A 21769-nucleotide genomic window follows, 5' to 3' on the forward strand; every position below is an offset into this window, starting at 1 on the left:
GGCGCAACGGCCGTGACCCCGCGTCGCCGCGCCCGGAACCGTCGCGTCCGTCCCGACCTCGGACGATGCGTCCCCGGGCGTCCGCGAGGTCCCGGCGGGACCGCCGGAAGCTACCGGCGGGTCAGAAGCTGAGCAGGTGCGGCACGTGGCCCACACGCCGGCCGCCGACGGCCGGGGGACCGGGCGGGGACGCCGTCTCGGTGCGCAGCGCGCGCAGCAGATCCGTGACCGACCGGCCCTCGCGGTGGGCGCTCGCCCCGCCGCTCGCACCGCCGTCCGGACGGGGTTCGCGCCCGGAGAGGTCGGCGAAGATCGGTGTCGGCTCCATCCCCGCCGACGCTAGCCGCGCGCGTCGCCGCCGGGCCGGACGCGCCCACGATCGGGCGGGGTGGGATCACCCGCTGGGTGGGGTCGTCCGGGACCGCGCAGGACCACGACGAGCCGGACCAGCGCCCCCACCGCCCCGACCACGCCCAGCGCCACGAGCACGACCGTGCCCCACCCCTCGAGCGCGCCCTCGATGAGCAGCGCGTGCCCCACACCGAGGACGACGACGAGCACGGCGAGGCTGCCGTGCACGAACCGCCACGTGGCCGGCGACCAGCGCAGGCGCCGCCGCAACACCCCCAGCAGCGTCACGACGACGAGCAGGACCGTCGCGATCAGCGCCATCCGCGCCCGCGTCGGCCCGTCGGGCGACATCGAGTAGAGGGCGTCGTCGGGGTCCTCGACGAGCAGGGCGACCAGGTGCACCCCCACGAGCGCGGCGACGACGCCGCCGACCCGCACGTGTGCCGGGACCCGCCGGCGGGTGAGCCAGGGCTGCACGGCGAGGGCGCCCACGGCGAGGCAGGCCGCGAGCGTCGAGACCACGAGCAGGACCGGGGCGCCGCGCAGGTGCGGGCCGGTCAGCGCGACGGTGACGAGCAGGGCGGCGCCCACCACGCCGACCGCGACGGCGGCGCGGGTCACGCCGGCACCAGCACGAGGTCCACGGTGGCCGACGTGTCGCCGTCGTCGAGGACGTGGCGCTGCCAGACCGACCGCCAGCCGTCCTCCGCACCACCGACGGCGCCGTCGTGGGCGACGTGCACGTTGGGCTCCCCGAACTGCGCGACCATGGGGTCGCTGTCGACGCGGTAGCGCCCGTCCGGGCCGGTGAGCACCGACGTGCGGTGGTCGCGCTCGCCGGCCGTCGCGGTCTGCAGCCAGACCTGCACCCGCACACCGGGCAGCGGCCGGCACGCGGTGTCGCGCACGACGCCGGTGACCACGAAGCCCGTGCCCATCGGCGCGTCGAGCGGGGCGCCGGCGCGGTAGTTGTTGCGCCCGCCCGGGTTGGTGATCGTCGGCGGGCAGCTGGTGCCGTTCGCGATGGCGACGGGCGACCCGGTACCGCCCACGTTCCGCGCCCCGGTGCCCGACAGGTCCGAGCGCCACAGCAGCGCGGCGATCACCATGACGAGCACCGCCACGGCGACCACCGCGGCCGGGTGGGGGCGGGTGCGGGTGGGGGACACCCGCCCAGCCTGCCTCAGGCCGGCACGCGGGCGAGCACCACCGAGTTGACGACGTCGGTGTGCGGGTGCAGGACGGCGACGGGCTCGAGGCCGCCGAGGTCGGTGCCGGCGTCCAGGACGGGATAGAGCAGGCCGCGCAGGGAGTGCGCGCTGCGGGCCAGCACGGTGGCCCCGGGCCTCATGCGGGCGCGGACGTGGGCCAGGGCGGCGGCCTTGTCGTCGGGCGCGAGGCCGACGAGCGCCGCGACGCAGACCAGGTCGTAGGCGCCGAGGTCGCCGAGCGCGAGGACGTCGTCGCGGGTGACCGTGACGTCGTCGCCGAGCACGCGGGCCACGGCGCCGCCGAGCGCGACCGCGTCGGGGTCGACGTCCACGGCGTCCACCCGCACGCCGTGGCGGGCCAGCAGCAGCGCCGAGAGCGGCAGCGGGCCGGAGCCGACGAACAGCGCGCGGCGCGGGACGTCGGGGGCGTGGCCGGCGACGGCGTGGTACTCGATGCGGGTCAGGTCGCGGTAGTTCTGCAGGTAGGGGAAGTGCTCGAGCTCCGCGGCCGGGTCGGTCGCGGCGAGCACGCGGCGGGCCCACGCGCGCTCGAGCGCGTACTCGCCGGCGGCGCACCGGGCTCGCAGGTCGGGCAGGCGGTCGCGCAGGCGCGGGTCGGCCAGCACGGCGTCGACGACGGGCGTCGGGTGCGGGGCGACGGCCAGGCCGACGAGGCGGGTGAACACCGCGTCGGTGACGGGCCCGGGCTCGAGGTCGGGCGCCGCGACGAGGGCGTCGTGCAGCGCGAGGATCTCGGCGAGCAGCTGGTCCTGCGGGCTGCGCTCGTGCCCGCAGCCGTGCACCCGCAGGCGCGGCGCGAGGTCCAGGGCCCGCTCGGCGCGGGCGCGGCCGGTGCGGCTGTGGGTGTTCATCGCCTGCGGACCTCCACCGGGGCGGGCGTCGTCGTCGTCGTCCGGTCGCCCATGGAACACGATCTCTCCGCCTGGCACGATACGTCAACGTGTACGCAACCGAGAAATCCGGCCGGTTCGCGGACCTCCCGGCGCCCGAGCACGTCGACCTCGCCGTGGAGGGCCTGCGGATGCTCGCCGACCCCACGCGGTTGCGGATGCTGTGGCTGCTCTGCGGCGGAGAGCTCGACGTCTCCACGATCGCCGACCGGCTCGGGGCGACGCGACCGGCGATCTCGCAGCACCTCACGAAGCTCCGCCTCGCGGGGCTCGTCACCCAGCGACGTGCGGGACGTCACGTCCTGTCCCGGGCGCGCGACCACCACATCGCCGAGCTGCTCGACGTGCTCGTCCACGACGCGGCCCACCGTCGGGCGATGACCGCGCACCCGTCCGGGGGCGCCCCGTAGCCTGCGCGCGTGGACCGACCGGACGGCCCGCTGGGCGACGTGGTGGCGGCGCTGTCCGGGGGCCGTGCCGCGGCCCAGATCGTCGACGCCGAGGGCCGGCTGGCCTGGGTGTCCGAGCAGATGGTCATGATGGCCGGCGCCGACGAGGACACCGACCTGGGCATCGGCCACCACGTCGACGAGGTGCTCGAGCGCGAGGTCTGGCGCGCGCTGCTCACCCCCGGCGCCGTCGAGACCCTGCGCCACGACCTGCACCCCCGCCTCGACGACCCGGCGGGCACCCACGCCCCCCTGTGGGTGCTGGCGCTGGACCTGCAGCTGGGGGAGCGCGAGCGCACCGTGGGGTTGCTGGGCGTGACCCTGCGGGACGCCGACGGCGCGGCACTGGGCGCCGCACTGATCTACACCCCGCTGCTGCCGGCGCGCGTGCTGGCGATGGTCAGCGAGGGCGACGAGGCCATGTTCACGCGCATGGCCGACCTGGCGGTCCCCGCGCAGCGGCCGGCGGCGATCGTCTTCGCCGACATCGACGGGTCGGGCCCGCTGTCGCGGCGGCTGCCCACGGCCGTCTACTTCGAGCTGATCCGCGGGATCACCACGGCGTTCGACGCGCTCGTCGCCCGGCACGGCGGCATCGTCGGCAAGCACGCCGGCGACGGGGCGAGCGCCTACTTCCTGCGCGACGAGCCGGGCGGCGACGCCGCGGCCGCCACCGCCGCGGTCCGTCTCGTGCAGGAGCTGCCCGGAGCGGTCGACGAGGTCGTCGCCGACCTCGTCGAGACCGGCGTCGAGCTCTCCGGCGACGACTGCCGCCTCAACGTCGGCGCGCACTGGGGGGCGGACCTGTTCATCGGGCAGGTCGTCACCGGCGGGCGGCTCGAGGTCACCGCGCTCGGCGACGAGGTCAACGAGTGCGCGCGGATCGAGCAGGTGGCCACCGGCGGGCAGCGGCTCGTCAGCAAGACCCTCGTGGAGCGCCTCGACGAGGCCGCCGCGGCCGCGCTGGGCCTGCGCCCGCGCAGCATGACCTACCGGATGCTCGCCGAGCTCGGCCGCGACGGCGGCACGGCGGGCGGGAAGGCCGAGCGGGACGCCGGCTCGCTGGCCGTCCACGACCTGTCCTGAGGGGCTACGGTGCGCGGTGTGAGCGCCGACAAGTCGTCGTTGATCAGCGAGGAGGAGCGGCAGCGGCTGACCACCGCCCGCGACCGCATCCGCGAGGAGTTCCTGTTCTCGCACGAGAACCGCCCGCCCTCGACGGGCAAGGGCATCCACCACACCGCGCTCGTCTGCCGCGACGTGCGCACCACCGTGGAGTGGTACCAGAACGTGGCGGGCTTCCCGGTCACCGTGCTGTTCGAGAACCGCGACCTCGCGGGCTCGACGCACTTCTTCTTCGACGTCGGGAACGGCAACTGCCTGGCGTTCTTCGACCTGCCCGGCGTCGACCCGGGTCCGTACGCCGAGGTGCTGGGCGGCCTGCACCACGTGGCGATCTCGGTTCCCGGCAGCCAGTGGTACGGGATCAAGCGCCGCCTCGACGAGCGGGGCATCGACTACATGGTCGAGTCGGACGTCTCGATCTACACGCACGACCCCGACGGCGCCCGCATCGAGTTCATCATGGACCCGCTCGGCGAGATGTACGGCGAGGACACGATCTAGGGGATCAGTACCCCGACGCCGTCGTGCCGCCCGAGATGTCCTCGCGCGCGGCGGCGGTACCGTCGCGCAGGCGCGAGAGGTGGTCGCCGACGGCCCGGGGGTCGGCCGGGCGCGGCGGCGCGCGGCGCACCGTCGGGCGGATCGTGCCGGGGGCGAGCCGTTGCGCCGGCTGGCGCATGGGCAGTCCGGCGGCCGTCAGGTCCGGCGTCGGCGCGTGGAGCGCGCTGCGGGCGGCGTCGTAGACCGGGTCGGCCTCGGACGTCCAGGCCGGCTCGGGGCCCGTGCGGCCGGGGGCGGCGACGTCGAGGAACCAGGCGGACAGCTCGTCGAAGATCGGCTCTGAGTCCGCGGCGCGACGGTGGGCGCCGGCGCGGCGCTCGCGGTCGTCGCCGTCGACCCGTGACGTGAACAGCGGCGCGTCCTGCGGGGCGCGGGCCGGGACCGGCTGCTCGGGGATCGTCGGCTGGTCGAACGACGGTCGCGCCGGCGCCGCCACCGGCGTCTCGGAGGTCGAGGGCGGTGGCGGGACGACCACCGCGGGACGCGGTGTCGGGCGCGGAGTCTCGGGCGGGGACGGGCTCTCGGGGACGACCGGGGTGTCGGGGACGGCCGGGGTGTCGGGGACGGCCGGGGTGTCGGGGACGGCCGGGGTGTCGCTGACGACCGGGTCGGCCGGTGCCGAGGGCGTGGCCGGTCGCGACGCGCCCCAGCGCGACATCAGCTCCCGTACCTCGGCGTCGTCGGCGGCCGGGACGCGGACGACGGGGACGCCGTAGCGGCGCAGCCGCGCCCGGAACCGCTCGGGGAGCTGGGCGTGGCGCATCCCGTCGAGCTGCTCGAGGTACTCGCCGCCCGGCGTCGGGCGGCCTGCGAACGGCAGCTCGTCGCGGGTGAACCGCCACAGCGCGAGCAGCCGCTCGCGGCCATCGAGGACGACCTCGCCGTCGTCGTCGCCGGCGACGACGACCGGCGGGATCGGCCAGCTCCGCACGACCGTGTCGACGAGCAGCTGCTGGCGCCGCGCGTCCCATCCACCCGTGCCGGACCAGCCGGGATCGAGCTCGCCCCGCGCGATCCGCGCGAGCAGCACCTCGAGCTCGACGACGGAGTGGTGGAGGTCCATACCTGATCTCCGGTGCTGGCGGGTCCTCGATCACGCGGCGGACGGCGCCCGGGGTGGTCGAGCGTCGATGCGGATCGTAGGAGACCAGGTGCCCTGCGCGGACGGGAAGGACACCACTGGGCCACAGGGACGAACGGGCACCGGCGTGTCGCACGGCGAGGATGTGGCGATCCTGGCCCTGGATGCGAGCAATGCCGCGTTGCTCGCACCGGAGGTGCGGTCGGTCAGCGGCCCTTCCAGACCGGGGCGCGCTTCTCGGCGAAGGCCGCGGCGCCCTCGCGGGCGTCGTCGCTCGAGAGCACCGGGCCGAGGATCTCGCCCTGGCGCCGCCACGCCTCGTCCGACGACCAGTCGGGAGAGGAGACGATCACCTGCTTGCTCGCCCGCACCGCCAGGGGGCCGTTGGCCCCGATCCGGCCGGCGAGCTCGCGGGCGCCGTCGAGCGCGCCGCCCGGCGCCGTCAGGTGGTTCACCAGCCCCCAGCGGTGGGCGTCCGCCGCCGACATCGGGTCGCCGGTGAGCGCGAGCTCCATCGCGACCGTGCGCGGGATCCGCGTCGGCAGGCGCATCAGCCCGCCCGCCGCGGCCGCGAGGCCGCGCTTGACCTCGGGGATGCCGAAGCTCGCCTCCTCCGACGCCACGACGAGGTCGCACGACAGTACGAGCTCGCAGCCGCCGGCCAGGGCGGGCCCCTCGACGGCCGCGATGATCGGCTTGGACGGCGGGCGCTGGGTGATGCCCGCGAACCCCCGGTCGCCGACATGCGGGCGCTCGCCGCGCAGGAACGCCTTGAGGTCCATGCCCGCGCTGAAGAACCCGCCGGCGCCGGTGAGGATGCCGGTGACGAGGTCGTCGTCGCCGTCGAGCTCCTCGAGCGCCGCGGCGATGCCCTCGGCCACCGCCAGGTTGACCGAGTTCCGCGCCTTCGGCCGGTCGATCGTGATGACCAGCGTCGTGCCCTCGCGCTCGGCGCGGAGCACGGTCTCCTCCGGTGCACTCATCGGGGCGCCATCCGGATCGCGCCGTCGAGACGGATCGTCTCGCCGTTGAGCATCGGGTTCTGCAGCATCGCCACGGCCATCTGCCCGTACTCGGCCGGGTCGCCGAGACGCCGGGGGTTGGGCACGGAGTCGCCGAGCGCCTTGCGGACGTCCTCGGACAGCGTCGCGAACAGCGGGGTGTCGAACAGCCCGGGCGCGATCGTGTTGACGCGGATCAGCTTCGAGGCGAGGTCGCGTGCGGCACACAGCGTCATCGACACGACGCCGCCCTTCGACGCCGAGTAGGCCATCTGCCCGATCTGGCCCTCGAACGCGGCCACCGACGCCGTCATGATCATCGCGCCGCGCTCGCCGTTCACCGGCTCGGTGCGGGCGATCGCCGCGCCGCCGAGGCGCAGGGCGTTGAACGACCCGAAGAGGTTGACGCGCACGACGCGTTCGAACGCGTCCATGTCGCCGGGCTCGCCGTTCTTCTCGACGACGCGGGTGAGGCTCCCGATGCCGGCGCAGTGCACGAGCGCGCGGAACGGCCCGGCGGCCTCGGCGGCGGCGACGGCACGCCCCAGGGCCTCGGCGTCGGTGACGTCGGCCTCGACGAACTCGCCGCCGAGGTCGGCGGCCACCTCCTTGCCCTTCGAGGACGGGAGGTCGGCGACGACCACCCGGCCGCCCGCGGCGGTGATCGCCTGCGCGGTGGCCAGGCCGAGGCCGGACGCGCCGCCGGTGACGAGGGCCGAGACGCCCTGCAGATCCATGATCGGGTTCCTCCTGTCGACGGGGACTCCCGGGCACCGTAACCAGTCAGGACTGACCGTGTCACCGGGTCCGGCTGCCGGCGCGGGTGGCGCCCACCGCGGCCGCGGCGCCCGCCACCGCCAGCGCCGGCAGCGACGCCCCGACGACCGCCGCCCACGGCGCGACCGTCTCGATGAGCACGCCGGCCAGCGGCGACGCGATCGTCGCGCCGACCATGAGCGCGGAGCTGTGCAGGCCGGTCGCGACGCCGCGGGCGGCGTCGGGGGCGAGCCGCCCGACGGTCTCGGCGGCCGAAGCGAGGGCGGGCGCGCAGAAGGCGCCGGCGGGCACGAGCAGCAGCGTCACCGCCCACCACGGCCCGCCGAGCGCCACCGGGAGCGACCCGGCGGCGAGCAGGGCGAGCAGCACGGCCGTCGGCGGCGTCCGGCGCGCGGCCCCGTAGATCCAGCCGCCGAGCAGCGACGCCGCGCACCAGACCGTGTTGGCGAGCGCGAACCAGGCGGTCTCGTCGCGGGCGGTGAGCACGGCGACCACCGCCAGCTCGGTCGCCGTGAGCACGAGGATGGCCGCGGCGGTCGACGCGAGCGCCACGAGCATCGGGCTCCGCAGCCAGGAGCGGAGCGGCGGCGGGCGCTCGCCGTGCGCGACGCCGGGCGGGCGCACGGGCGGGTCGAGCCGGATCAGCGCCGCCACCGCCAGCACGAACGCCGCGCCGACGACCCAGGGCCCGGCGCCGGGCAGGGTGAGCGCCACCAGCGTCCCGAGCGCCGGGCCGACCGCGTAGGTGACCTCCACCGACATGGCGTCGAGCGCGAACGCGGGCCGCTGGTGCTCCACCGGCACCGACGCCGCCAGTGACTGGCGCACGACCGAGAACGCCGGCGGCATGAGCAGCCCGGCGACGAGGGCGGCCGGCACGAGCGCCGTCGCGCCGAGCAGCGGCACCACCGACCAGAAGAGCGCCTGCACGACCCCGCACAGCGCGAGGACCGGGCGCAGCCCGTGGCGGTCGATCAGCCTCCCCAGCAGGGGCGCCCCGACGGCCACGCCGGCGGTGACCGCGCCCCCGACCAGGCCCGCCGCCGCGAACCCCCGGTCCATCCCCACCGCGACGTGCAGCGTGAGGAACACCCCGACCGCGGTGACGGGCAGCCGCGCGGCGAACCCGATCGCCACCAGCGGCGCCAGCCCGGGCAGGCGCAGCACCGCCCGGTACGTGGCGAGGCCACCGCCGGTCCCGTCGCCCATCGCCGTCCATCGTGCCCGCCCACCGACGTTCGCCGCGGGCACGTCTGGACGTCGGGGCCCGTGGGCACACTCCCCACCATGACCGAGCCGCCCGTCCTGCCCACCGCCACGTACGCGATCACCGGCGCCACCGGTCACCTGGGCCGCCTCGCTGTCGACGCCCTGCTGCGCCGCGGCGTCCCGGCCCGCAACGTGATCGCCCTGGTGCGCGACCCCGACAAGGCCGGCGACCTCGCCGAGCTCGGCGTCGGCGTCCGCGGGGCCGACTACGACCGTCCCGACACCCTCGGCCCGGCCCTCGAGGGGATCGAGCGGCTGCTGCTGGTGTCGAGCCCGACGCCCGGCCGCCGCGTCGAGCAGCACACCAACGTCATCCGCGCGGCCGACGCCGCCGACGTCGGCCACGTCGTCTACACCAGCATCCTCCACGCCGACGAGACCGAGAACGTCCTCGCGCCCGAGCACGTCGCCACCGAGGACGTGCTGCAGGGCTCGGGGCTGCCGTTCGCGGTGGCCCGCAACGGCTGGTACGTCGAGAACTACACCGGGCGCCTCGACGAGTACCTCGCGCGCGGCGAGATCGTCGGCGCCGCCGGCGACGGCCGCGTCTCCGCGGCCACCCGCGCCGACTACGCCGAGGCCGCGGTCTCGCTGCTGTCCGGCGACATCACCGACCAGCAGGGCTACTGGGAGCTCGGCGGCCCGGCCTTCACCATGGGCGACCTGGCCGCGGCGATCACCGACGTCACCGGTACCGAGGTCACCTACCGCGACCTCTCGCCGGGCGACTACACCGACGCCCTGCGCGCCGCCGGGATGGACGAGGACACCGCCGGGTTCGTCGCCGCGCTGGAGGCCTCCACCGCCCGCGGGGAGCTCGAGACCGACAGCCCGGCGCTGGAGAACCTCCTCGGCCGCGCGCCCACACCGCTCGTCGACGCGATCCGGGCCGCACGCCTGTAGAACAACCCCCATGGAGACCTTCCACGGACGCGAGGAGCTCCTCGCCTCGCTGGGCCGCGAGCTCGGACCCGGCGACTGGCTCGAGATCGGCCAGGACCGCATCGACGGTTTCGCCGACGTCACCGGCGACCACCAGTGGATCCACGTCGACCCCGAGCGGGCCGCGGCGGGGCCGTTCGGCGCGACCGTCGCCCACGGGTTCCTGACGCTCTCGCTGGTCCCGCTGCTGCTCGACGGCCTGCGGCGCGTCGAGGGCACGCGGATGGGCCTGAACTACGGGCTCGAGCGGGTCCGGTTCCCCTCGGCGGTGCGCTCGGGGACGCGGGTCCGCGCGCGGTCGACGCTCGTCGATGCCACCGACGTCGGCGACGGCGGGCTCCAGCTCGTCACGCGGGTGACCATCGAGGTGGACGGCTCGCCCAAGCCGGCGTGCGTCGCCGACCTCGTCACGCGCGCGTACTTCTGACGGTCAGCCCGCCGCGGCCAGGCGCTGCGGCGGGCGGTCACCGTCGAGGAACCGGGTGTCGACGCCCACCTGCTGCGCGGGGTGCGCCAGCAGGTGGGCCCGCACGCGCGGGCAGAGCGGCACGATGCGGAACCCGCGGGCCCGCAGCAGGGCGAGCGCGCCGTCGATCAGCGCCGGCGCGTCGGCGTCGGCCACGCTCGTGTGCACCAGCACCGCCGCGTCGGCCCGCAGCCCGAACTCCACGAACCCGGTGACGACGCCGTCGTGGCGGATCTCCACGCGCGCGTGCACGGGGTCGTACGCGACCTCGCGACCCTCGTCCATGGCCCCCCGACCCTCCGTGCCGTGCTGTGCACGCAGCGTCGCCGGCACGGCCGGACGGCGCAAGGGACCGTTGCCCAGAACGGGGGAGCGGTGTCCGCCGGAGAGTCCGATGGGCCTCGCCGCACGACGAACGGCAGCTCACCCCCTCGATCGGGGAGGGCTCGACCCGGGACACCGGACGACGTGGTTGTCCGGCCGGGGCACCGGGTAATTCGTGGTCGTCCGGAGACCGCGTCGAGGCGGTGTCCGGGGCGAGGAGGTGGTCGTGATGGACGCCCCCACACCGGCACCAGAGCGGTGCCCGGATCTCGAAGCAGGCTCCACACCCGGGGTCACCTCCCTCCCGTTCCCCTCCTGGTGGCTCACGGCCACCGACCTGGGACGCGCCGCGCTCGAGACCGTCGCGTGGCACACCGTGCGGCACTTCGTGCCCGACGGCGGTCGCGGCGACGGCCGGCCGGTCCTGGTGATCCCCGGCTTCATGACGAGCGACATCACCACCGCCGCGATGCGCGCCCACCTGCGCTCGCGCGGCTTCCACACGCACCGCTGGACCCTCGGGATCAACCACGGATTCACCGACGCGATCCTGGACGGGCTGCTCGAGCGCCTGGACGACGTCCACGCACGGCACGGTCGCCCGGTGGCCATCGTGGGCTGGAGCCTGGGCGGGCTGATGGCCCGCTGGCTCGCGCAGGTGCGCCCGGACGCCGTCGAGCGGATCGTCTGCCTCGGCTCGCCCTGGCGGCCCGAGGCCGAGATCAACCGGGTGACCGGCGCGTTCCGCGCCGCCGACCGGCACTGGGGCTTCTCCGAACGCACCGACGAGGTCATCGAGGCCGTCCGCCGGCCCGTGTCGGTCCGGTCGGTCGCCGTGTACTCGCCCTACGACGGTCTGCTGCACGGCGACGGCTGCCGACAGGACGACGGTGATCTCTGCGAGAACGTCGTCGTGCCGGGCAGCCACTGCGGGCTGACCCACAACCCGGCCGCGCTCGTGGCCGTGGCCGACCGGCTCGAGGTGCCCCTCGACCGGTGGCGGCCGTTCCGGTGGCCGTCCGCGGTCTCCCACGGGCTCTCCGGCGCCGGCCGTCGCCGCCCGCAGGGCGCCCCCGCGGCACCGGCGGCTGCCGCGGCCTGAGCCGAACCCGCTCGACCGTCTCGCGGTACACCCCCTCGCCGGGGAGACGGGGATCTCACACCGACCGTCGGTGCCGAGGTGTACGACGGTCGGTAGGAGGTGTGCATCAATGGCTGATGTGTCGCGGCTCCCGTGGGCGATCACCGATCACTGGGACTGGCAGGTCCACGCCGCCTGTCGCGGGATGAACTCCGAGCTCTTCTTCCACCCGGACGGCGAGCGCGACCCGTCGCGCAGCGAACGCGTCGCCGCCGCGGCGCGGATCTGCGCGTCGTGCCCCGTGCGGGAACCGTGCCGCGACTGGGCCCACCGCGTCGCCGAGCCCTACGGCGTCTGGGGCGGGGAGAGCGAGCAGGAACGACGCGAGTCGCTGGCCCGGTTGCGCCGGGGCTGAGCGGGCCCAGGTGGCAGGCTGGGCCCATGGACGCACCCGCGGTGTGGGCCCGGGGCCACCTGCCCGACGGCGACGGCCGGACGGTCGCGATCGACGTCAACGGACTGGCGCTCGACTGCCTCGTGCCCGCCGACGACGCGCCGGTCGAGGGTGCCACGTCCTTCGGCCTGCTCTCGGCGTCGCTGTCGGCCTGCACCGCCATGTCGGTGCGCACCTTCCTGCGGCGCTGGGACGTGCCCGGCTGCGCGGTGACCGTCGAGGTGTCGTTCGAGGCAGGGCCGCCGCCGGTGCTGCACCGCCGGGTCGTCCTCGCGGCCGACCTCGACGCCGACGCCCGCCGCCAGCTCGCCGCCGTCGTCGACAGCACGCCGGTGACGGTGCTGCTGCGCGACGCGCTCGTGATCGTCACGCACCTCGACGTCGGGACCGGGGCGACCGCCGGCTGACGCGGCCCTACCCGGTCCTCACCGCGCCCGACGCACGGCGGTGGGAACCTGGGGGTGTGGGCGCCTACGTCCGGCGCGGGCCGGTGACCGTGGCGTTCCTCCTGGTCCTCGTCGCGGTCCAGCTGGTCCTGGCGCTCACCGGCACCTTCGCCGCGGCGCGGGCGTGGAGCAGCACCAACGTCGCCAACCTGGGCGACCACCCCGTCGGCGCGATCGCCACGAGCGTCTTCTTCCTCGGCAACACCCCGGGCGTCACCGTCGGCACGGTGCTCATCGTCGGGATCGGCGTCGGCGTCGCGCTGTGGTGGCTCGAGGCCCGGCACGGACTCGGGGCCGCGGCGGCCGCGTTCCTCGGCGGGCACGTCGGCGCGACGGCCCTCACCGCCGTGGTGATCGGTGTCGCCGTCGACGCCGGCCGCTACCCCGCGGCGGTGCTCACCGGTCCCGACGTCGGCGTCAGCTACGGCGCCCAGGCCGCCGCCGCGGCCGCGGTGGTGCTGCTGCCGCGGTGGTGGCGGCTCGCCGGCGCCGTCGTGCTCCTGGGCTGGCCGCTGCTCGACGCGTCGTGGTCCGGGGCGGTGCCCGACTTCACGAGCGTGGGGCACCTCGTGGCCGCGACCATCGGGTTCGGGGTGGGCGCCGTCGTGCGCCGGCGGACCCGGGTGGCCACGGCCTGATCAGTACTTCGGCCCCACGAACTCGTCCGACGTGCGACCGCGGCGCGCCGAGCGACCGAGATCATGTCCCACCGCGGTCGGCGGTGGGCGATCCCGAGGGCGTCCAGGGCGTCGGCGCAGAGACGGAGGATGTCGAGCGACTTGTTGGAGAAGAAGTACCGCGGATACTCGTACCGCCGCGGACCGTCCGGCGTCTGCTTCGACGCCCAGTTGGTGATGCGGCACCCGTCGGAGTGGAACAGGCCGCGGAGCAGCCGGCCGGGTTCGCGGTCGACGATCTCCTGTTGCCACGGCTCCAGCACGATCGGCCGGGTGTGCTTCATGCCTGGCCCGTGCTGCGGGAAGAGGCACGGCCAGTGGTTGGTGTAGCTCTTGACGGCGTGACATCCCGTCCGTGCCACGACGTGGACGCGTGAGATCGGCATGACCGCCCTGACCGCCTCCTGGACCTCGGCCGACACCCCCGGGTAGTCGTCGGTGCAGTAGATCGACAACGCGAAGACCGACCCCGTGGCTCTGCTGATGTGGCCATCACCGAGGTAGTGGCCGAGCAGGAACGCGTACTGGTGCTCGTCGAGCGACGCCCCACGGCACCGCAGGCAGTCCTCGGCTCGGGTCCGGCGATCGGGACCCCGGCCGCCGCGACACCAGTACTGCACGGTGCTCTTGGGTACCCCGAGACTCCTGCCGATCGCCGTGGCGTCGAGCCCTGACGACCGGAGGGCCATGGCGAGCGCGACCGTCTCCTGGGGATACACGGCGAAGCGTCGCACCGAGCACCGACAACGCTCTCCCGCGCGCGGTGGCGGCACGTGCCCCCCGCGTGGGTCTGTCTATGCTCCTCCGAGGCCGTCTGGCTCTGCTCAGGCAGTTGTTAGACCAGACGGCGGGCCCTCGTAGTCCAATCGGCAGAGACGATGGACTCAAAATCCATGCAGTGTGGGTTCGAATCCCACCGAGGGCACCGACGCGACGGGCGTTACGCGCCCCTCGCGAGGCAAGCGTCACGATCGGCGCGGGCCGTCGCCGCAGGTAGTCTCCTGAATCGAAACGGCCTGCCCGGACGGTGTGGGGGCGGGCCGACTGTCCCGGGGCGATCCGCAGCGCCGCGCCGTCCGGAGGGGATGACGCGATGACGCGCGAGGAGGAGCCGCTCATGAGCCAGTCGGCCGACACGATCAGCGAGACCGAGGCTGCTGCGGAGGGCGCGACGCCCACGACCCTGCGGGTCGTCGTCGCCGAGGACGAGGCGCTCATCCGGCTCGACCTCGTGGAGATGCTCCGCGAGGAGGGCTACGAGGTCGTCGGCGAGGCCGGCGACGGCGAGCAGGCCGTGCGCCTCGCCCGGGAGCTGCGGCCCGACCTGATCATGATGGACATCAAGATGCCCGGCACCGACGGGCTCGAGGCCGCGCGCGCGATCGCCGGCGAGCGCCTGGCCCCGGTCGTCATGCTCACCGCGTTCAGCCAGCGCGAGCTCGTCGAGTCCGCGCGTGACGCCGGTGCGATGGCCTACCTGGTCAAGCCGTTCTCCAAGACCGACGTCGTGCCCGCCATCGAGCTGGCCGCGTCGCGCTTCGCCGAGGTCACCGCCCTGGAGGCCGAGGTCGCCGGGCTGACCGACCGCCTGGAGACCCGCAAGGCCGTGGAGCGCGCCAAGGGCCTGCTCCAGGCGAAGAAGAAGATGACCGAGCCGGACGCGTTCCGCTGGATCCAGCGCACCGCGATGGACCGACGCACCACCATGCGGGCCGTCGCCGACGCCGTGATCGAGACGTTCGGCTGATCGCCCACCGTGCGGCTGGTCCGCACGGATGACGACCACTGCTCCGTCGGTGGGTGTCGTCGCTGAGCAGGCCGGGTGCACGCGCACCGTCCCCCGCGCGGCCGTCACTCGACCGTGACCTACCGTGGGCCCTCGCCGGGCAGGCGCAGGGCACGGCGGCAGGGCATCACGGCAGGGGGTCGAGGCGGGTGCGAGGTCATCTCCGCGGGACGGTGGCGGTGCTGGCCACCGCGGTGGCGCTGCTCGCCGCCGGGTGCGGCGGTGCGGGTCGGCTCTCGGGCACCGGCGGCGACTGCGACACCAGCCGCGGCACGCTCGTCGTCGGCCTGGTGGCGCCGCTGTCGGGCGAGCTGTCGTCGGTCGGCCTCGGGATGAAGAACTCCGCGGACCTCGCGGTCACCCAGGCCAACGCCCGCTGCGCCGTGCCCGGCTACCACCTCGCGGTGCAGAGCCAGGACGACCGCGCGGACCCCGCCACCGGTGCCGCCGCGGCCGCGACCCTCGCCCGGGACCCGTCGATCGTCGGGGTGCTCGGCCCCTTCAACTCGTCGGTGGCCCAGGCCGTCCAGCCGGTGCTGGGCGAGGCCGGCGTCGTGCAGATCTCGCCGGGCAGCACCGCGACCACCCTGACGCGCGGCGCCAACGCCGTCACCGCGCCGCTGCGGCAGTACCAGACGTTCTTCCGCACGGTCGCCACCGACGCCGTCCAGGGCCCGGCGGCCGCGACCTACCTCACGCGTGCCGAGGACAAACGCCGCGTCGCCGTGGTGTCCGACGGCAAGACCTACGGCGAGGGGATCGCCGAGGAGTTCGCCAAGCAGCTGGTCACCGAGGGCGGCGAGGTGGCCGCGCGCATCAGCGCACCGCCGGGCGGGGACCGTGCCCGGGTCGTCGCGGCCGTCGCCGCCGCGTCGCCCGACGCCGTCTTCTACGGCGGCGAGTACCCCGAGGGCGGTCCGCTCTCGGCGGCGCTCGCGGCGGCCGGCGTCCGCGTCCCGGTGATGGGCGGCGACGGCGTGGTCAACCCCGGCTACGTCACCGCGGGTGGTCGGGAGGGCGACCTCGGCACCTCGGTCGGTCCGCCCCCGGAGACGCTGCCGGCGGCCCGCGAGTTCGTCGACGCCTACCGACAGGCCGGCTACCCCGAGGCGATCGGCTCGTACGGCGCGTTCACCTTCGATGCCGCGAACGTCCTGATCGACTCGGCTGTCCGGACGCTCGGCGAGGACCGCGACTGGTCGGCCGCCCTGCGGCCGGAGATGGTCCGGGCGGTCCAGGGCTTCCACGGCGACGGCATCACCGGGCCGCTGTCGTTCGACCGCTTCGGCGACGTGAGCACCGACGCGGTGACCATCTACCGCGTGCAGGGCGGCCAGTGGTCGGTGGTCGGCCCCGCCGACTGATCCGCCCCACCGCCACCCGGAGGATCTCCCTCGGAGATCTCCGCGAGTTCGGGCGTTACGGTCCGAATACGACGGTGTAGGCGCTTGCGCCGGAGCGCGCACACGCCTATACCTTCCACACCCGACCGGGCGAGCGAGATCATGCGGACCCCGTCGTGGATCGACGACTCGTGACGACGGAGGTGGACGTGTTCCGACGACGGCTCGCAGCCGCGGGCGCGCTCGTGGCAGCAGTCGCGCTGGTGCTCAGCGGCTGCGCCAACCAGGGGGGCGGGCAGCAACAGGGCGGCGGGCCTGCGGCCGGCGCGCCCAGCCAGCCCACCGACGCGGCCCTGCCGGCCGGCAACGGGCAGGGGCGCTGCGCCCCGGGCACGTCCATCGGCTACGCCGGCACCATCGCGGGCCAGAACGCCGCGCTCGGCATCGCGATCGTGAACGCGGCCCAGCTCGCGGTCGACCAGCACAACCAGGCGAACCCCAACTGCCAGGTGACGCTGGTCCGCGCGGACACCGGCGGCACGCCGGACACCGCCGTCGGCCCGACCACGGCACTGATCAACAACCCGGCCGTCCTCGGCATCGTGGGCCTGCCGTTCTCCGGCGAGTCCCGCGCGGTCGGCCCGGCCCTCAACGCGGCCGGCATCGTCAACATCACCCCGTCGGCCACCAACCCCGGCCTGACGCAGAACGGGTGGACGAACTTCTTCCGCGGACTCGGCAACGACGCGGTGCAGGGCCCGGCCGTCGCGCGCTACATCCAGGGGCGCCTCAACGCCCAGAAGGTCTGCGTCATCAAGGACGACTCGGACTACGGCATCGGCCTCGCGCAGCAGGTCAACCAGGTGCTCGGCCCGAACGTCGCGAGCTGCCAGGTCGACGTGAAGACCAACCAGCGCGAGTTCTCGGCCGTCATCGGCCAGGTCCAGCAGCAGGCGCCGCAGGCGATCTTCTACTCGGGCTACTACCAGGAGGCCGCGCCGCTGGTCCAGCAGCTGCGCGACGCCGGCGTGCAGACGACCTTCATCGGCCCCGACGGCGTGAAGGACGAGCAGTACGTCGTCAACGCGGCCGGTGCGGCCAACGGCACGCTGCTGTCCTGCCCGTGCGTCCCGCAGGAGGGCTTCACGGCCTTCTCGAGCGCCTACCAGCAGGCCTTCGGCAGCCCGCCGCAGACCTACTCGGCGGAGTCGTACGACGTCACGACGATCCTGCTGCGCGGTCTCGACAGCGGGATCGCCGACCGGGCGGGCCTGCTGAACTTCGTCCGCGGCTACAACGGCCAGGGGCTCACCAAGCGGTTCCAGTGGGGCCCCACGGGCGAGCTGACGAACACCCCGGTCTGGATGTACCGCGTGAACGGCAACCAGATCGTCACCGACAGCCAGATCGGCTGACGCGCACGACCTGACGGGCCCCGGCCGCGTCCCCGCGCACCGTCGCGCGGGGGCGCGGCCGTCGGCTGTCGCACCCGGTGACGGCCACGTCGTCCCGAGCGCCCCCGTGTTGCCGCCCCGCGGCGGTCCGTCCGACACTGCCGTGCCCCCACTCCCGTGCCCACCGCCGTGGGCGCCCGACGCACCCGCAGGAGCGCGTCATCAGCACCGTCCTCGATCTGGCCCTCGCGCACGGGGCGCACGCCGCGCCGCTGATCGTGCACGCCGAGCCCTGGATCAACTTCGACGTCGGCCTGTTCCTCGACCGGTTCTGGGCCAACACGATCAACGGCCTGGCGTACGGCAGCATCTACGCGCTGGTGGCGCTCGGGTACACGCTGGTCTACGGCGTGCTCCAGCTGATCAACTTCGCGCACTCCGAGATCTTCGTGCTCGGGGTGTTCGGCACGTACCTGACGTTCCTGGCGCTCGGGTTCACCCCCGGCGCCCTGCCGAACCTGCCGCTGCCCGCGATCATCCTCGACCTGGTCCTGGCGGGACTGGTGGCGATGGTCGTCTCGGGCCTGGCGGCCGTCGGGCTGGAACGGGTCGCGTACCGCCCGCTGCGGCGGCGCAACGCGCCGCGCCTGGCCTTCCTCATCACCGCGATCGGCGCCTCGTTCGCGATCCAGCAGGTCATCCGCATCTGGCGCGGGTCGAACCCCGAGGGCACCATCCGCCTGCTGCCCCCCGAGCCGCTGTTCTCCGTCTTCGGCGCCCCGGTGACGAACCTGCAGCTCACGATCATCCTGGCCTCGATCGCGATGTTCGTGATCGCCGACCAGTTCGTGAACCGCAGCCGCCTCGGCCGCGGCATCCGCGCGGTCGCGCAGGACCCGGCGACCGCGACGCTCATGGGCGTCAACCGGGAGCGGGTCATCATGATCACGTTCCTGGTCGGCGGGCTGCTGGCCGGCGTGGCCGGGCTCTTCTACCTCATGACCATCCCGCAGGGCGCGGTCTACAACGGCGGCTTCCTGCTGGGCATCAAGGCGTTCACCGCCGCGGTGCTCGGCGGCATCGGCAACCTGCGCGGCGCCCTGCTCGGTGGCCTGATCCTGGGCGTGGTCGAGAACTGGGGGCAGAGCCTGTTCGGCGGCGACTGGCGCGACGTCGTCGCGTTCGTCCTCCTGGTGCTCATCCTCATGTTCCGGCCCACGGGCATCCTGGGCGAGTCGTTGGCGAGGGCGCGAGCGTGAGAGAGCGCATGCAGACGGTCTCGCACTGGTGGAACGCGCAGAGCCGGCCGGCGCAGTGGGGCTACATGGTCCCCGTCGTGCTGTTCCTGATGGCCCTGCCGGTACTGAACCCGCCGATCATCACGACCGAGCCGTACACCGACTTCCCGATCTCGCTGTTCAACGCGGCGGTGTTCGCACTGATCGCGATCGGGCTCAACGTCGTCATCGGCCAGGCCGGCCTGCTGGACCTGGGCTACGTCGGCTTCTTCGCCATCGGCGCCTACACCGCGGCGCTGCTCTCGAGCCCGGACTCCGAGCTCGGGGTGCGCTACCCGTGGCTGGTCATCGTGCCGATCGCGATGCTGGTCACGATGCTGTCGGGGGTCATCCTCGGGACGCCGACGCTGCGGCTGCGCGGTGACTACCTGGCGATCGTGACGCTGGGGTTCGGCGAGATCGTGCGGCTGCTGGCCGACAACGTCGACCCGCTGCGCGGCAACCGCGGCTTCCAGAACATCGCGCGGCCCGGCGGCGACTTCCCGGACGGCACGCCGATCTTCAGCCAGACCGACGCCCTCGGCTTCTACTGGCTCGCGGTGATCATCATCGTGATCGTCCTGCTCTTCATGGGGAACCTCGAGCGCTCGCGGGTCGGGCGCGCGTGGATCGCCGTGCGCGAGGACGAGGACGCCGCCGAGCTGTCGGGCGTCCCGACCTACCGGTTCAAGATCTGGGCGTTCGCGATCGGCGCCGCGGTAGGCGGCCTGTCGGGGACGCTGTTCGCCGCGCAGGTGGGCTACGTCAACAACCAGCGCTTCGACATCACCACCTCGACGCTCTACCTCGCCGCGGTCGTCCTCGGTGGGCAGGGCAACAAGGTCGGGGTGATCGTCGGCGCGTTCCTCGTCTCCTACATCCCCGACCGGTTCCAGTTCGAGCCGACGTACCGCTTCCTCGTCTTCGGCATCGCGCTGATCGTGCTGATGATCTTCCGTCCGCAGGGCATCCTGGGCATGCGCCAGCACCTGCTGGCCTACGGCCGCCAGGCGTACCAGAAGTTGTTCGGGGCCGGGGCGGCCGTCGCCCCGAGCGGGCTGACGGCGTCCTCGAAGGCTCGGGGGGACCTGGCCGAGACCACGCCCGACGACCACGCCGGCACCTCGCCGCGGGGAGGTGGCGAATGACCGAGCCGACGCGGCTGGACGGCGACCCGGGGGAGGGCATCCTCGAGTCCCTCGAGCACATGGACGCGACCGAGCGCGCCGCGCACGACGCAGCGGTGGCGTCGTCGGTGGCCCCGCGGCGCGTGTCCTCGGTCGCCCAGGGCGAGACGCTGCTGGCGGTCGACGCGCTGACGGTCCGTTTCGGCGGGCTGACGGCGCTCGACGACGTCACCTTCGACGTCAAGCGCGGCGAGATCCTCGGCCTGATCGGCCCGAACGGCGCCGGCAAGACCACCTGCTTCAACATCATGACCGGCGTCTACCGGCCGACGACCGGCGACATCCGCCTCGAAGGCCGGTCGCTCGCGAGGATGAAGCGCTACCGGATCATCCAGGAGGGCGTTGCCCGCACGTTCCAGAACATCCGCCTCTTCGGCGCGATGACCGCGCTGGAGAACGTCGTCGTCGGCGCCGACGCGCGCCACCGCACGTCGGTGCCCGGGGCGCTGCTGCGCCTGCCGCGGCACCGGCGCGAGGAGAAGGAGGCCGTCGAGAAGGCGATGGCCCTGCTGGAGTTCGTCGGCATCGCCGACCGTGCCGCGGACAAGGCGACGGCGCTGCCCTACGGCTACCAGCGGCGCCTCGAGATCGCCCGCGCGCTCGCCACCGAGCCGAAGCTGCTCTGCCTCGACGAGCCCGCGGCCGGCTTCTCGGCGACGGAGAAGGACGCGCTCTCCGAGCTCATCCTGAAGATCCGGGACGACGGCTACACCGTGGTGATCGTCGAGCACGACATGCGCGTGGTCCTCGGCGTGACCGACCGGCTCGTCGTCCTCGACTTCGGGCGCAAGATCGCCGACGGGCTGCCCGACGAGGTCCGGCGCGACCCGGCGGTGATCTCGGCATACCTGGGCGGGGCGATCGACGAGGCGACCCCGTCCCGGGCGGAGTCGGGGGAGGGGCACGCGTGAGCCTGCTCGAGCTGGAGGACGTGCACGTCGCCTACGGGCGCATCCAGGCGCTGCGGGGGATCTCCCTGCGCGTCGAGGAGGGCCAGATCGTCGCCCTCATCGGCGCCAACGGCGCGGGCAAGACCACGACGATGAAGGCGATCTCCGGGATCCTCGGCCTGGCGTCGGGGTCGATGCGCTTCGAGGGCGACGACCTGACCGCGATCCGCGCCGACCTGCGGGTCAAGCGGGGGATCAGCCAGGTGCCCGAAGGCCGCGGGATCTTCCCGGGCATGACCGTCGCCGAGAACATCGACATGGGCGCCTACCTGCGCTCCGACCGTCGCAGCAAGGAGTTCGCGGACGACCTCGACCGCGTCTTCGAGCTGTTCCCGCGGCTCAAGGAGCGCCGCTCCCAGACCGGCGGCACGCTGTCGGGCGGCGAGCAGCAGATGCTCGCAATGGGCCGCGCACTCATGGCCCGGCCGCGGCTGCTGCTGCTCGACGAGCCCTCGATGGGCCTCGCGCCGCAGTTCATCGCGCAGATCTTCCGCGTGATCGAGGACATCAACCGCCAGGGCACCACCGTCCTGCTCGTGGAGCAGAACGCCACCCAGGCCCTCGGCCTCGCCCACCAGGCCTACGTCCTCGAGACCGGCGAGGTCACCCGCTCCGGCACGGGCGCCGACCTCCTCGCCGACCCGACCATCCAGGACGCCTACCTGGGCGTGAGCTGAGGCCCGCCCCCTCCGGCACGAACGGAGGG

General features: G+C 74.3%; 25 protein-coding genes and 1 tRNA gene. 17 read left to right on the forward strand and 9 right to left on the reverse strand.

The genetic code is table 11. From position 1 onward, the window contains the following. Positions 1 to 121 precede the first annotated feature (121 nt). The 4 genes from ABD994_RS23455 to ABD994_RS23470 are packed head-to-tail and all read right to left on the reverse strand — an operon-like array spanning position 122 to position 2434. On the reverse strand, positions 122 to 328 hold the full coding sequence (locus ABD994_RS23455) for a hypothetical protein (protein ID WP_345421031.1): 207 nt from the start codon (positions 326 to 328) through the stop codon (positions 122 to 124). 11 nt (positions 329 to 339) lie between these two features. Then, positions 340 to 972: a ferric reductase-like transmembrane domain-containing protein gene (locus ABD994_RS23460; protein ID WP_345421034.1), complete on the reverse strand. Its 633-nt coding sequence runs from the start codon at positions 970 to 972 to the stop codon at positions 340 to 342. Further along, on the reverse strand, positions 969 to 1520 hold the full coding sequence (locus ABD994_RS23465; protein ID WP_345421036.1) for a peptidase associated/transthyretin-like domain-containing protein: 552 nt from the start codon (positions 1518 to 1520) through the stop codon (positions 969 to 971). The genes ABD994_RS23460 and ABD994_RS23465 overlap by 4 nt, the downstream gene beginning before the upstream one ends. A 14-nt stretch (positions 1521 to 1534) precedes the next feature. Further along, a complete protein-coding gene (locus ABD994_RS23470; protein WP_345421039.1) occupies positions 1535 to 2434 on the reverse strand; it encodes a nicotianamine synthase family protein in 900 nt (299 codons plus the stop codon). A gap of 89 nt (positions 2435 to 2523) precedes the next feature. Here ABD994_RS23470 and ABD994_RS23475 point away from each other — a divergent pair, with 89 nt between their 5' ends. Genes ABD994_RS23475 through ABD994_RS23485 form a run of 3 tightly spaced genes read left to right on the forward strand, consistent with a single transcriptional unit; the run spans position 2524 to position 4548 of the window. Continuing rightward, the gene (locus tag ABD994_RS23475) at positions 2524 to 2883 is read left to right on the forward strand and encodes an ArsR/SmtB family transcription factor (RefSeq protein WP_345421042.1); all 360 of its coding nucleotides are present in this window, start codon (positions 2524 to 2526) and stop codon (positions 2881 to 2883) included. A gap of 9 nt (positions 2884 to 2892) precedes the next feature. Continuing rightward, positions 2893 to 4008 carry an adenylate/guanylate cyclase domain-containing protein gene (locus tag ABD994_RS23480; protein ID WP_345421045.1) on the forward strand — a complete coding sequence of 372 codons (1116 nt, stop codon included), beginning with the start codon at positions 2893 to 2895 and terminating at the stop codon, positions 4006 to 4008. Between the two features lie 18 nt (positions 4009 to 4026). Then, positions 4027 to 4548, forward strand: a complete 522-nt coding sequence (locus tag ABD994_RS23485; protein ID WP_425550114.1) for a VOC family protein — start codon at positions 4027 to 4029, stop codon at positions 4546 to 4548. A 4-nt stretch (positions 4549 to 4552) separates the two neighbouring features. Here the strand turns inward: ABD994_RS23485 and ABD994_RS23490 are convergent, their stop codons facing one another. From ABD994_RS23490 to ABD994_RS23505, 4 genes are all read right to left on the reverse strand, one after another. Further along, a complete protein-coding gene (locus tag ABD994_RS23490; protein WP_345421049.1) occupies positions 4553 to 5671 on the reverse strand; it encodes a hypothetical protein in 1119 nt (372 codons plus the stop codon). A gap of 224 nt (positions 5672 to 5895) precedes the next feature. Continuing rightward, positions 5896 to 6672: a crotonase/enoyl-CoA hydratase family protein gene (locus ABD994_RS23495; RefSeq protein ID WP_345421052.1), complete on the reverse strand. Its 777-nt coding sequence runs from the start codon at positions 6670 to 6672 to the stop codon at positions 5896 to 5898. Then, the gene (locus tag ABD994_RS23500; RefSeq protein WP_345421055.1) at positions 6669 to 7427 is read right to left on the reverse strand and encodes an SDR family NAD(P)-dependent oxidoreductase; all 759 of its coding nucleotides are present in this window, start codon (positions 7425 to 7427) and stop codon (positions 6669 to 6671) included. Before ABD994_RS23500 ends, ABD994_RS23495 begins: the two co-directional genes overlap by 4 nt. A 61-nt stretch (positions 7428 to 7488) precedes the next feature. After that, positions 7489 to 8676 (reverse strand): MFS transporter, encoded by a 1188-nt coding sequence (locus ABD994_RS23505; RefSeq protein ID WP_345421058.1) that lies wholly within the window; start codon positions 8674 to 8676, stop codon positions 7489 to 7491. A gap of 78 nt (positions 8677 to 8754) precedes the next feature. Between ABD994_RS23505 and ABD994_RS23510 the strand changes: the two genes are divergently transcribed. Then, on the forward strand, positions 8755 to 9639 hold the full coding sequence (locus tag ABD994_RS23510) for an SDR family oxidoreductase (protein ID WP_345421061.1): 885 nt from the start codon (positions 8755 to 8757) through the stop codon (positions 9637 to 9639). Between the two features lie 10 nt (positions 9640 to 9649). After that, entirely contained in the window at positions 9650 to 10105 is a 456-nt protein-coding gene (locus tag ABD994_RS23515) for a MaoC family dehydratase (protein ID WP_345421064.1), read from the forward strand. A gap of 3 nt (positions 10106 to 10108) precedes the next feature. Here ABD994_RS23515 and ABD994_RS23520 read toward each other — a convergent pair whose 3' ends face one another. Next, positions 10109 to 10429: a GNAT family N-acetyltransferase gene (locus ABD994_RS23520; protein ID WP_345421067.1), complete on the reverse strand. Its 321-nt coding sequence runs from the start codon at positions 10427 to 10429 to the stop codon at positions 10109 to 10111. Between the two features lie 268 nt (positions 10430 to 10697). On the opposite strand from ABD994_RS23520, the gene ABD994_RS23525 reads away from it, so the two are divergent. The 12 genes from ABD994_RS23525 to ABD994_RS23580 all read left to right on the forward strand — a co-directional run bounded on the left by ABD994_RS23525 (position 10698) and on the right by ABD994_RS23580 (position 21740). Beyond that, positions 10698 to 11570 carry an alpha/beta hydrolase gene (locus ABD994_RS23525; protein WP_345421070.1) on the forward strand — a complete coding sequence of 291 codons (873 nt, stop codon included), beginning with the start codon at positions 10698 to 10700 and terminating at the stop codon, positions 11568 to 11570. A gap of 109 nt (positions 11571 to 11679) precedes the next feature. Then, a complete protein-coding gene (locus tag ABD994_RS23530) occupies positions 11680 to 11964 on the forward strand; it encodes a WhiB family transcriptional regulator (RefSeq protein ID WP_345421073.1) in 285 nt (94 codons plus the stop codon). Between the two features lie 26 nt (positions 11965 to 11990). Continuing rightward, on the forward strand, positions 11991 to 12410 hold the full coding sequence (locus ABD994_RS23535; protein ID WP_345421076.1) for an OsmC family protein: 420 nt from the start codon (positions 11991 to 11993) through the stop codon (positions 12408 to 12410). Between the two features lie 56 nt (positions 12411 to 12466). Beyond that, positions 12467 to 13087 (forward strand): rhomboid-like protein, encoded by a 621-nt coding sequence (locus ABD994_RS23540; RefSeq protein ID WP_345421079.1) that lies wholly within the window; start codon positions 12467 to 12469, stop codon positions 13085 to 13087. Positions 13088 to 13977: 890 nt separating this feature from the next. Then, a tRNA-Leu gene (locus ABD994_RS23545) sits at positions 13978 to 14051 on the forward strand. A 168-nt stretch (positions 14052 to 14219) separates the two neighbouring features. Then, the gene (locus ABD994_RS23550) at positions 14220 to 14873 is read left to right on the forward strand and encodes an ANTAR domain-containing response regulator (protein WP_345421082.1); all 654 of its coding nucleotides are present in this window, start codon (positions 14220 to 14222) and stop codon (positions 14871 to 14873) included. 188 nt (positions 14874 to 15061) lie between these two features. Then, positions 15062 to 16276 (forward strand): branched-chain amino acid ABC transporter substrate-binding protein, encoded by a 1215-nt coding sequence (locus ABD994_RS23555; protein WP_345421085.1) that lies wholly within the window; start codon positions 15062 to 15064, stop codon positions 16274 to 16276. Between the two features lie 170 nt (positions 16277 to 16446). After that, a complete protein-coding gene (locus tag ABD994_RS23560; RefSeq protein WP_345421088.1) occupies positions 16447 to 17670 on the forward strand; it encodes a branched-chain amino acid ABC transporter substrate-binding protein in 1224 nt (407 codons plus the stop codon). Between the two features lie 251 nt (positions 17671 to 17921). Continuing rightward, positions 17922 to 18908 carry a branched-chain amino acid ABC transporter permease gene (locus ABD994_RS23565; protein WP_345421127.1) on the forward strand — a complete coding sequence of 329 codons (987 nt, stop codon included), beginning with the start codon at positions 17922 to 17924 and terminating at the stop codon, positions 18906 to 18908. Between the two features lie 8 nt (positions 18909 to 18916). Next, positions 18917 to 20074 carry a branched-chain amino acid ABC transporter permease gene (locus ABD994_RS23570; protein WP_345421091.1) on the forward strand — a complete coding sequence of 386 codons (1158 nt, stop codon included), beginning with the start codon at positions 18917 to 18919 and terminating at the stop codon, positions 20072 to 20074. Continuing rightward, positions 20071 to 21024: an ABC transporter ATP-binding protein gene (locus ABD994_RS23575; protein WP_345421094.1), complete on the forward strand. Its 954-nt coding sequence runs from the start codon at positions 20071 to 20073 to the stop codon at positions 21022 to 21024. Before ABD994_RS23570 ends, ABD994_RS23575 begins: the two co-directional genes overlap by 4 nt. Continuing rightward, the gene (locus ABD994_RS23580; RefSeq protein WP_345421097.1) at positions 21021 to 21740 is read left to right on the forward strand and encodes an ABC transporter ATP-binding protein; all 720 of its coding nucleotides are present in this window, start codon (positions 21021 to 21023) and stop codon (positions 21738 to 21740) included. Before ABD994_RS23575 ends, ABD994_RS23580 begins: the two co-directional genes overlap by 4 nt. Positions 21741 to 21769: the final 29 nt, after the last annotated feature.

It is taken from the genome of Actinomycetospora chlora (assembly GCF_039542135.1).
GTDB lineage: Bacteria > Actinomycetota > Actinomycetes > Mycobacteriales > Pseudonocardiaceae > Actinomycetospora > Actinomycetospora chlora.